Source organism: Verrucosispora sp. SN26_14.1, assembly GCF_004307965.1.
Classification (GTDB): Bacteria; Actinomycetota; Actinomycetes; order Mycobacteriales; family Micromonosporaceae; genus Micromonospora.
Genome location: NZ_SISL01000025.1, coordinates 20,485 through 30,910, shown reverse-complemented (window position 1 = coordinate 30,910; position 10,426 = coordinate 20,485). Strand labels below are relative to the sequence as shown.

The window sequence follows — 10,426 nt, the reverse complement described above, 5'->3', positions numbered from 1 at the left end:
CAACCACGGCGACCGGCTGCGGGCCCGCCACCGCCGTGGTGACCGACACCGACGTCGTCCCGGTCGGCGGCGACCCCGGCAGCAACCTGCCGGTCACCGTGGACTCCGCCGATGGGACGACGGTCACCGTCACCGACGCCAGCCGCATCCTCGCGGTGAACCTGTACGGCTCCATCGCCGAGATCGTCTTCAGCCTCGGCCTCGGCGGCCGGGTGATCGGGCGGGACACCTCCACCACCTTCGCCGCCGCCACGCACCTGCCGGTGGTCACGCCGGCCGGACACGACCTGGCCGCCGAGGCGGTGCTGCGGCTGAACCCCACGGTGGTACTCGCCGACACCAGCATCGGCCCACCCGAGGTGCTCAACCAGCTCCGTCGCGCCGGCATCCCGGTGGTCCTGATCGACGACGAGCAGAGCCTCGCCGCCATCCCCCGCAACATCCGCGCCATCGCCGCCGCCCTCGGCGTACCGGCGGCCGGGGACCTCCTCGTGTCCCGGGTGGAGGCGGAGATCGCCGAGGCCCGCCGCAGCGCCCCGGCGGACGGCCCGCCACTGCGCATCGCGTTCCTCTATGTGCGGGGCACCGCCGGGGTGTACCTGATCGGCGGCAAGGGCGCCGGCTCCGACGAGATGATCCGGGCGATCGGCGCGACCGACGCCGGCACCGAGATCGGGTTGTCCCGGTTCCGGCCGCTGACCAGCGAGGGTCTGATCAACGCGGCACCGGACGTCATCCTGGTGATGACCGAGGGGCTGGAGTCGGTCAAGGGCGTGGACGGCCTGCTCGCCCTGCCCGGCGTCGGCCAGACCCCGGCCGGTCGGCACCGCCGGATCGTGGACATGGACGACGGGATGCTGCTGAGCTTCGGGGCGCGGACCGGCCGCACCATCCAGGCCCTCGCCGAGGCTGTCCACCGACCGTGCACATGAGACGGCCCCTGCTCCTGGTCGGGCTGAGCGTCGCCCTGGTCCTGCTCTGCCTCGTCGCGGCCGGCACCGGGCAGGTCCAGGTGCCGCCCGCCGAGGTGCTCGGATCACTGCTGCACCGCATCGGGCTCGACGTCGGTCCCCTGCCGAGCGCCCCGCACGGGGAGAGCGCCCTCTGGGTGGTGCGGTTCCCCCGGGTCGTACTCGCCGTCATCGTCGGCGCGGCACTCGGCTGCGCCGGCGCGCTGATGCAGGGCGTCTTCGGCAACCCACTGGCCGAGCCGGGCGTCATCGGCGTCTCCTCGGGCGCCGCGGTCGGCGCCGCCACGGTCATCGTCACCGGCGTCGCCACGCTCGGCGGCTGGACCGTCGCGGCCGGCGCGTTCCTGGGCGGTCTCGCCGCCACCGCGCTGGTCTACTCGATGTCCCGCACCGGCGGACGCACCGAGGTGGTCACGCTGGTCCTGACCGGCATCGCGGTCAACGCGGTGGCCGGCGCGCTGATCGGCCTGCTGATGTTCTTCGGCGACGCCGACGCCGTACGCGCCATCGCGTTCTGGCAGCTCGGCAGCCTGGCGCAGGCCAACTGGGCGGCAGTGGGAGTGACCCTGCCGTGTGCGGCGGTCGGCATCGCGATCGCCGCCGCCACCGCCCGCCGCCTGGACCTGCTCGCCCTCGGTGACCGGTCGGCCCGGCACCTGGGCGTCCACGTGGAACGGTTGCGGCTGGCCATGATCGGGGTGACCGCGCTGCTCGGTGCCGCCGCGGTGGCCTTCACCGGCGTGATCTCCTTCGTCGGGCTGGTCGTGCCGCACCTGGTCCGGATGGTCGCCGGGCCGGGTCACCGGCTGCTCCTGCCGGCCAGCGCGCTGGGCGGGGCCATCGTGGTCGTCGCCGGGGACCTGGCCGCCCGCACCCTGGTCGACTACCAGGAACTACCGCTCGGCGTGCTGACCGCCGTGGTGGGCGGCCCGTGCTTCTTCTGGTTGCTGCGCCGGACCCGGACCCGGGCGGGAGGATGGGGATGAGGCGGCGTACGGCGGTGCCGGCGATCGGTCGCGATCCGGTCCGCCTGCGGGTGGACGGGTTGGGTGTCCGGCGCGGCGGCCGACCGATCCTGACCGACGTCACCCTCGACGTGCGGGGCGGGGAACTGCTGGCGCTGGTCGGGCCGAACGGCGCCGGCAAGAGCACCCTGCTCGGCGCGATCTGCGGCGACCTGGCACCGGCGTGCGGCGACATCGCGTTCGCCGACCGGCCGCTGCACCGCTGGGCTCCGGTCGAGCTGGCCCGACTCCGCGCGATGCTGCCACAACGGGCCACCATGACGTTCCCGTTCACCGTCGGCGAGGTGGTCGCGATGGGCCGCGCACCCTGGGCCGGTACGCGGTACGCCGACGAGGACGACGACGCGATCCGCGAGGCAATGCGGCTGACCGGCACGGAGTCCTTCACCGACCGGGTCTTCTCGGCGCTCTCCGGTGGCGAGCAGGCGCGGGTGGCGCTGGCCCGGGTACTCGCCCAACGCACCCCGATGCTCCTGCTGGACGAACCGACCGCCGCGCTGGACCTGCACCACCAGGAGTTGGTGCTCCGGTTGGCACGCGAGCGGGCCCGTCAGGGCGGTGCCGTGGTGGTCGTCCTGCACGACCTGGCGCTTGCCGCCGCGTACGCGGACCGGATCGCGTTGCTGGCCGGTGGGCGGCTGGTCGCCGACGGGCCACCGGTCGAGGTGCTCACCGCCGACCGACTCAGCGAGGTCTACCAGCACGAGATCGAGGTGCTGCCGCACCCGCGCACCGGCGTACCGCTGGTGCTGCCGGTCCGCACGGACGGTTGACGGCCCGCCGGTGGTGACCGGCGGGCCGTCGTACACAGCACGGAATCAGCTCGCGTCGGGCCGTGGGGTCAGGCCCAGCGCCGCACACGCCTCCCGGTACATCCGGGCGGCCTCGGCCCGGATCTGCCGCCGCTCGGTGAGCGGGGCACTGAAGGGCACCCGCACCGGGACCGGGGCACCGTCCACGGTGGCCGCGAAGTACATCGCCTCGGCGTCCATCCCGGACATGGTCGCCGCGGTGGCGGTCGGTCGACCGCCCAGGCCCTGGCAGATCAGCCGGCAGTCGTCGGCGTGGTCGGTGTTCATGTGCCGCATGACGGCCGACACCACGTCGGGCGGGAACGGGTCCGCCGCGTTCACGCCGCACTCCCCTGCGCCACGTCCCGGCCCAGCTCGGCGATCATCTCGGTGTTCAGCCGGTACGCCCACGACACCTCGTCCAGGAAGCGCTGCCGCTCGACCTCGTCCCACGGTGCCGTGTCGAGCAACTCGCGGTAGTGCTGCTTGAAGGCGGCCGCGTCCAGGTCGGGGAAGAGGAAGAACCGGACGCCGTCGGTGTCGAGGCCGAACGTGCGGCGTACCGCCCGTACCATCACCTGCCCGCCGGAGAGGTCGCCCATGTACCGCGTGTAGTGGTGGGCGACGAAGCCCGCCGGCCAGGTGAACGCGACCTCGCGCAGGCGTTCCTGGTACTGCCGGGTGGCGGGGCTCGGCGCGATCCGGGTGGCCCAGTCGGGGCCGTGCAGGAACCGCAGGTCGTCGACGATGCGGGGCAGGCGGCGCAGTTCCTCCACGACGAACGGCCCGGCGACCGGGTCGTCCCGCATCGCCTCGGCGGCCTCCTCCAACGTCTGGTAGACGACGTGGAGCTGCTCCAGCAACGCGGCGTACCCGGCCCGGTCGAGCTGCCCCGACAACAGGGCGTCGAAATACGTCACGTTCTGCGCGGCCCGGTGGTCCGCCCTGGTCAACTCGCGCACCTGTGCGGCGAACCCCATGAACACCTCCTGTTAGGTAAGGCTAACCTATCATGATCATCGGTCGGTGGGGAGAGGGCACCAGGTCAACATTCCAGGAAGGTAAACCCTTGTTCCGCTTGGTCGCCTGGCCTGGCGCGGTCCACCACATCTTGCGACGCTAGTGATCGTGTATGACTACGACCTGTTGGTACTGGGCTCAGGGCCGAGCGGTCAGAAGGCCGCCATCGCCGCCGCCAAACTCGGCCGACGGGTGGCCGTCGTGGATCGACGCGACATGCTCGGCGGAGTCTGCATCAACACCGGCACCGTCCCCTCGAAAACCCTGCGCGAGGCCGTGCTCTATCTGACCGGCCTGAGCCAACGAGACCTGTACGGCAGCAGCTACCGGGTGAAGGACGAGATCACCGTCAGCGACCTGGCGGCCCGCACCCAACACGTGATCAACCGACAGACCGACGTCATCCGCAACCAGTTGACCCGCAACCGGGTCACCCTGATCACCGGCACCGGCCGCTTCGCCGACCCGCACTCGGTCTGGGTCGACGGCGGCTCCGGACGGGATTCGAAGATCACGTTCGACAAGGCCATCATCGCCGCCGGCACCAGACCGGCCCGACCGGACAGCGTCGACTTCGACGACCGGACCATCGTCGACTCCGACGGGGTCATCAACCTCCAGGCCGTGCCGCGCAGCATGGTCGTGGTCGGCGCGGGCGTGATCGGCATGGAGTACGCCTCCATGTTCGCCGCGCTGGGCACGAAGGTCACCGTGGTGGAACGTCGCGAGCGGATGCTCGACTTCTGTGACGAGGAGATCATCGAGTCGCTCAAGTACCACCTGCGCGACCTGTCGGTGACGTTCCGCTTCGGCGAGGAGGTCGCCGCGGTGGAGAAGCACCAGAACGCGGCGCTGTGCGTACTCAAGAGCGGCAAGCGGATCGTCGCCGACACGGTGATGTACTCGGCCGGACGGCAGGGCCAGACCGACGGGCTGGACCTGGAGGCGGCCGGACTGACCGCCGACCGGCGCGGCCGGATCGAGGTCGACGCGAACTACCGGACCACCGTGGAGAACATCTACGCCGTCGGTGACGTGATCGGTTTCCCGGCCCTGGCCTCCACCTCGATGGAGCAGGGCCGGCTGGCCGCCCAGCACGCCTGCGGCGAGCCGGAACGCCCGATGCACGAGTTGCAGCCGATCGGCATCTACACCATCCCGGAGATCAGCTTCGTCGGGAAGACCGAGGACGAGCTGACCGAGAGCGCCACACCGTTCGAGGTGGGCGTCGCCCGCTACCGCGAGCTGGCGCGCGGCCAGATCGTCGGCGACTCGTACGGCATGCTGAAGCTGCTCGTCTCGCCGGACGACGGCCGACTGCTGGGCGTCCACGTCTTCGGCACCGGCGCCACCGAGATCGTCCACATCGGACAGGCGGTGATGGGCTGCGGTGGAACGGTCGACTACCTGGTCGACACGGTGTTCAACTACCCGACGCTGGCCGAGGCCTACAAGGTCGCGGCGCTGGACGCGTCCAACAAGATCCGCAACATAACCCGGATCGACACCTGAGCGCCCGGCGATCGTGCGGTGCTGCGATGCTGCCCTGGTGGTGTCTGCTGGGAGCACTGTCGAGCTGACCCGTTTATGCCGTCGCCCGTCGAGACCGTTCGGCCGGTGGGCCATCGCCACTCCGCGACCGCGACCGCTTGGGCCCCGCAGCCGTTCAGCCTCACCGACTGCCCGCCGATCATTCGCCCTGACCACCTCGCCGGACGCCGTGTCCGGAGCCCGTTCCCACCCCCGCCCCCGACACAGGTCCGAGCCTGGACAACGTCCGAGCCTCGGCAAGGTGCGTATCTGTCGACGGTCCGAGCCTGGCCAAGGGTCGAGGTTGGGAAAGGTCCGAGTCCAGGCACGGCTCCGAGTCCGGGCACGGCTCCGAGTCCGGGCACGGGTCAGCATCGCCCACCGGCGGCCAGAGGAAGTCCCGATCCGTTGACGCTCTCAGCTCGACAGCGCCACAACCAGCACGACCCGCACCGGCCCGACGACGATCCGCCACCGCTCCCGACGGACGGCCGGGCCCGGCCGACATGACCCAGGCACCGGGCGTCGGCCGGACCCACCGTCGGCCCCGGTCCAAACCCGCCACCAGCGCCCGCGCCCGACGGTGGACGCTCAGACGGTGACCGGAGCAGGGCAACGCACCGGGCTGAGGTGGCGGGCGTACGCGCCGGTGGTGAAGAAGGCGGGCAGGTCCTCACCGAGCGCGGTCTCCTCGACGATGCGCGCCGCGTGCTCGGCACGCTCGCGCTCGGCGGCGTTCCCGCGCCCCTCGACCAGGGCGACCAACTCCTCGTCGAGGATCGCCCGGACCCGCTCCTCCGTGACGCTGCCGCCACCGGCCAGCGGCGTTCCGTGGTGCAGCCACTGCCAGACCTGGCAGCGGGCGATCTCGGCGGTCGCCGCGTCCTCCATCAGGTTCCACAGCGCCACCGCACCGGCCCCGCCGAGCCAGGCGTCGACGTAACGCAGCGCCACCGCGATGTTGGATCGCAGGCCCGCCTCGGTGACCTGACCGGGGGTCTTGTCCACGGCGAGCAGGTCGGCGGCGGTGACCTCGACGTCGTCGCGCTGCCGGTCGAGCTGGTGCGGGCGTGCGCCGAGCACCGCGTCGAACTCCTCGCGGCAGGTCGGCACCAGGCCGGGGTGGGCCACCCAGGAGCCGTCGAAACCGGCTGCGGCCTCGCGCTGCTTGTCGGCCCGCACCCGACTCAGCGCCGTCTCGTTGACCTCCGGGTCCCGGCTGGGCACGAACGCGGCCATGCCGCCGATCGCGTGCGCCCCGCGCCGGTGACAGGTCCGCACCAGCAGCTCCGTGTACGCGCGCATGAACGGCACGGTCATCGTGACCTCGGCGCGGTCCGGCAGGACGAAGTCCGGCCACTGCCCGAAGTTCTTGATGATGCTGAAGATGTAGTCCCACCGTCCGGCATTCAGTCCCGCCGAGTGCTCCCGCAGCTCGTAGAGGATCTCCTCCATCTCGAACGCGGCGGTGATCGTCTCGATCAGGGTGGTCGCCCGGATCGTGCCCTGCGGCAGCCGCAGGTAGTGCTGGGCGAAGACGAAAATGTCGTTCCAGAGCCGCGCCTCGCGGTGGTCCTCCAGCTTCGGCAGATAGAAGTACGGTCCCGCGCCGGCCGCGAGTTGCCGTCGGGCGCAGTGGAAGAGATAGAGCCCGAAGTCGACCAGGCTGGCCGAGATCGGCCGACCGTCCACCACGATCCCCTTCTCCACCAGATGCCAACCACGCGGACGGACCACGATGGTCGCCAGGTCGTCGCCGAGGGAGTACCGCTTGCCGCGCGCGTCGGTGAAGTCGATCCGCCGGTCCAGCGCGTCCATCAGGTTGAGCTGCCCACGGATGACGTTGTCCCAGGTGGGGGCGGTGGCGTCCTCGAAGTCGGCGAGCCACACCCGGGCCCCGGAGTTGAGCGCGTTGACCGTCATCTTGCGGTCCGGCGGGCCGGTGATCTCGACCCGCCGGTCCTCCAGGCCGGGGGCGGGCGGCGCCACCCGCCAGCTCGGGTCGGCGCGGACGCCGATGGTCTCCGGCAGGAAGTCGGGCAACTGGCCGGTGGCGAACCGGTCCCGGCGGGCCCGCCGGGTGTCCAGCAACGCCACCCGGCGAGCCGAGAACTCGCTGTCCAGCGTGACCAGGAACTCCAGCGCCTCGGCGGTGAGCACCTCGGCGAAGCGCTCCGCCACCGGGCCGATGATCTCGTACCTCATGCGAACTGCTCCTCTTCGGTCGAACCCCGCAGCGCGGTGGTCTCGGCGGTCGGGTTGAGCACCGTGCTGATCAGGTCGAAGTAGCCGGTGCCCACCTCGCGCTGGTGCTTGACCGCGGTGTAACCGGCCGCCTCGGCCGCGAACTCCCGCTCCTGGAGCGACACGTACGCCGGCATCCCCTCGGCGGCGTAACCCCGGGCCAGGTCGAACATCGAGTAGTTCAGCGCGTGGAAGCCGGCCAGCGTGATGAACTGGAACCGGTATCCCATGTGGCCGAGTTCGCGCTGGAACTTGGCGATGGTGGCGTCGTCGAGGTGCTTGCGCCAGTTGAACGACGGCGAGCAGTTGTAGGCGAGTAGCTGGTCCGGGTACTCGTCCTTGATCGCCTCGGCGAAGCGGCGGGCGACCTCCAGGTCCGGCTTGCTGGTCTCCATCCAGAGCAGGTCGGAGTGCGGGGCGTACGCGAGCCCCCGGGCGATGCACGGCGCGATGCCGTTGCGGACGCGGTAGAAGCCCTCCGGGGTGCGCTCGCCGGTGACGAAGGGGCGGTCCCGCTCGTCCACGTCGGTGGTGAGCAGCGTGGCCGCCTGCGCGTCGGTGCGGGCCACCACCACGGTCGGCACCCCGGCGACGTCGGCGGCGAGCCGGGCCGCCTCCAGTGTGCGGATGTGCTGACCGGTGGGGATGAGCACCTTCCCGCCGAGGTGGCCGCACTTCTTCTCGGCGGCGAGCTGGTCCTCCCAGTGCACCCCGGCCGCGCCGGCCGCGATCATCGCGCTCATCAGCTCGTACGCGTTGAGCACGCCGCCGAAACCGGCCTCCGCGTCGGCGACGATCGGGGCCAGCCAGTCGATGCCCGACGTGTCGCCCTCGGCGGTGGTGATCTGGGCCGCCCGCAGCAGCGCGTTGTTGATCCGGCGCACCACGGCCGGCACCGAGTTGGCCGGGTAGAGGCTCTGGTCCGGGTAGGTGTGCCCGGCCAGGTTGGCGTCGGCGGCCACCTGCCAGCCGGACAGGTAGATCGCCTTGAGCCCGGCCCGGACCATCTGCACCGCCTGGTTGCCGGTGAGCGCCCCCAGCGCGTGCACGTAGTCCTCGCTGGTGAGCAGCCGCCACAGCCGGTTGGCGCCGTGCCGGGCCAGGGTGTGCTCCTCCTGGATGGCGCCGCGCAACCGGATGACGTCCTCGGCGCGGTAGCTGCGCCGTACTCCCCGCCAGCGGGGGTTGGTCTCCCATTCGTGCTGCAACTGCTCGACCGCGGAAAGCATCGTATTCATCCCCTTCGGATTTCTGTGTCACACACGGTCACACGGCCTGTCAGGGCCGGTCGAGAGACGGAAAGAGCCAATTATTGAAAAGCCGAAGAGCGATTTTGCAAAGTTGTGAAAGGCTCTATTCGCAGCAGTGCTAATGTGGCCCGACCCCATCCGCCGACCGGGAGGCGAGGCGATGACCAAGACCTTTGCCGGCGCCCGTCTGCGCCGGCTGCGCGAGGAACGCGGGATGAGCCAGACGGAGCTGGCCCGTCACCTCAGCATCTCCCCGAGCTACCTGAACCAGATCGAGCACGACACCCGCCCGCTGACCGTGCCGGTGCTGCTGCGCATCACGGAGCTGTTCGGCGTCGACCCGACGGTGTTCGCCGCGCACGACACCCCGCGCCTGGTCGCCGGGCTGCGCGAGGCGCTGCCCGCCCGGGCCGGCATCACCGAACTCACCGAGCTCGCCACCCGCCTGCCCGAGGTCGCCGCCGCCGTCATCGACCTGCACCGCCGCTACCAGCAGGCCGACGAGCAGCTCGCCGAGCTGGTCGGCGACCGGGAGCGGATCGGGCGCAGCCCACACGACCAGGTGACCGAGTTCTTCTACCGTCGGCAGAACTACGTGCCGGACCTGGACGAGGAGGCCGAGCGGTTGGCCGCCCGGATGGCGCTGCGTCGCGGCGAGGTGCGCGTCCTGCTGCGCGACCGGTTGGCGCAGCGACACGGGGTACGCGTCACCCGCGAGGAGCCCGGCTCGCTCGGCGGCGAGTTGCACCGCTATCGCCCGCAGACCCGCACCCTGCACCTGTCCACCTCACTGCGGGGCGGACAGGAGGCGATGCGGATGGCCGCGCAGATCGCGTTGCTGGAGTGCGCCGACGTGATCGACGAGATCGTCGAGTCGGAGAACTTCGACGACGTGCAGACCCAGATCCTGACCCGGGTCGGGTTGGCCAACTACTTCGCGGCGGCACTGCTGCTGCCGTACGAGCACTTCCTGGCCGCCGCCGAGCAGCGCCGCTACGACATCGACCTGCTGACCCAGCACTACGCGCTGGGCTGGGAGACGGTCTGCCACCGGCTCAGCACCCTGCAACGCCCCCGGGCGCGCGGCGTGCCGTTCTCCTTCGTCCGGGTGGACCGGGCCGGCAACATGTCCAAACGGCAGTCCGCCACCGGTTTCCCGTTCTCCCGCACCGGCGGCACCTGCCCCCTGTGGAACGTCTACGAGGCGTTCGGCGCGCCCGGCCGGGTGGTCACCCAGGTCGCCGCGATGCCCGACGGGCAGCGGTACCTCTGGATCGCCCGCACCATCACCCGCCACCACGGCGGCTACGGCCAACCCGGCAAGGTGTACGCGATCGGGCTGGGCTGCGAGACGCGGCACGCCGGGCGGTTGGTCTACTCCACCGGGGTGGACCTGCACGCGGCCGAGGCGGCCATCCCGATCGGGCCGGGCTGCAAGACCTGCGAGCGGATGAGCTGCCCGCAGCGGGCCGCCCCACCGATCAGCCGGCACCTGGACCTGGACGAGAACCGCAGCACCTTCATCCCGTACCCGTTGCGGGACTGAAAGCCGGCGTCCGGCGCGCATGGCCCGGACCGGCCGGTCCGGGCCACCG

9 protein-coding genes are annotated in these 10,426 nt (G+C 71.4%); 5 read left to right on the top strand and 4 right to left on the bottom strand.

Annotation, left to right across the window (positions count from 1 at the left end; all coding sequences use genetic code 11):
• From EYA84_RS04905 to EYA84_RS04895, 3 genes are all read left to right on the top strand, one after another.
• Nucleotides 1-932 (top strand): hemin ABC transporter substrate-binding protein (locus EYA84_RS04905; protein WP_131051805.1); only part of this gene is annotated, 932 nt, incomplete at its 5' end.
• Entirely contained in the window at nt 929-1,957 is a 1,029-nt protein-coding gene (locus EYA84_RS04900; protein WP_131051804.1) for an iron ABC transporter permease, read from the top strand. The genes EYA84_RS04905 and EYA84_RS04900, both read left to right, overlap by 4 nt.
• Nucleotides 1,954-2,769 (top strand): heme ABC transporter ATP-binding protein, encoded by an 816-nt coding sequence (locus tag EYA84_RS04895; protein WP_201272290.1) that lies wholly within the window; start codon nt 1,954-1,956, stop codon nt 2,767-2,769. Before EYA84_RS04900 ends, EYA84_RS04895 begins: the two co-directional genes overlap by 4 nt.
• A gap of 45 nt (nt 2,770-2,814) precedes the next feature.
• On the opposite strand, the gene EYA84_RS04890 is transcribed toward EYA84_RS04895, so the two are convergent.
• Nucleotides 2,815-3,129: a DUF2470 domain-containing protein gene (locus EYA84_RS04890; RefSeq protein ID WP_162854330.1), complete on the bottom strand. Its 315-nt coding sequence runs from the start codon at nt 3,127-3,129 to the stop codon at nt 2,815-2,817.
• On the bottom strand, nt 3,126-3,767 hold the full coding sequence (locus EYA84_RS04885) for a heme oxygenase (biliverdin-producing) (RefSeq protein ID WP_131051802.1): 642 nt from the start codon (nt 3,765-3,767) through the stop codon (nt 3,126-3,128). The genes EYA84_RS04890 and EYA84_RS04885 overlap by 4 nt, the downstream gene beginning before the upstream one ends.
• Before the next feature lie 148 nt (nt 3,768-3,915).
• Between EYA84_RS04885 and sthA the strand changes: the two genes are divergently transcribed.
• Nucleotides 3,916-5,319 (top strand): Si-specific NAD(P)(+) transhydrogenase, encoded by a 1,404-nt coding sequence (gene sthA / locus EYA84_RS04880; RefSeq protein WP_131051801.1) that lies wholly within the window; start codon nt 3,916-3,918, stop codon nt 5,317-5,319.
• 609 nt (nt 5,320-5,928) lie between these two features.
• Here sthA and aceB read toward each other — a convergent pair.
• Together aceB and aceA are read right to left on the bottom strand one after the other, a co-directional pair.
• Nucleotides 5,929-7,542, bottom strand: coding sequence for a malate synthase A (aceB, locus tag EYA84_RS04875; protein ID WP_131051800.1), 1,614 nt, complete (start codon nt 7,540-7,542; stop codon nt 5,929-5,931).
• Nucleotides 7,539-8,819, bottom strand: coding sequence for an isocitrate lyase (aceA, locus tag EYA84_RS04870; protein WP_131051799.1), 1,281 nt, complete (start codon nt 8,817-8,819; stop codon nt 7,539-7,541). The genes aceB and aceA overlap by 4 nt, the downstream gene beginning before the upstream one ends.
• 172 nt (nt 8,820-8,991) lie before the next feature.
• Here aceA and EYA84_RS04865 point away from each other — a divergent pair, with 172 nt between their 5' ends.
• Nucleotides 8,992-10,377, top strand: a complete 1,386-nt coding sequence (locus EYA84_RS04865) for a short-chain fatty acyl-CoA regulator family protein (RefSeq protein WP_131051798.1) — start codon at nt 8,992-8,994, stop codon at nt 10,375-10,377.
• Nucleotides 10,378-10,426: the final 49 nt, after the last annotated feature.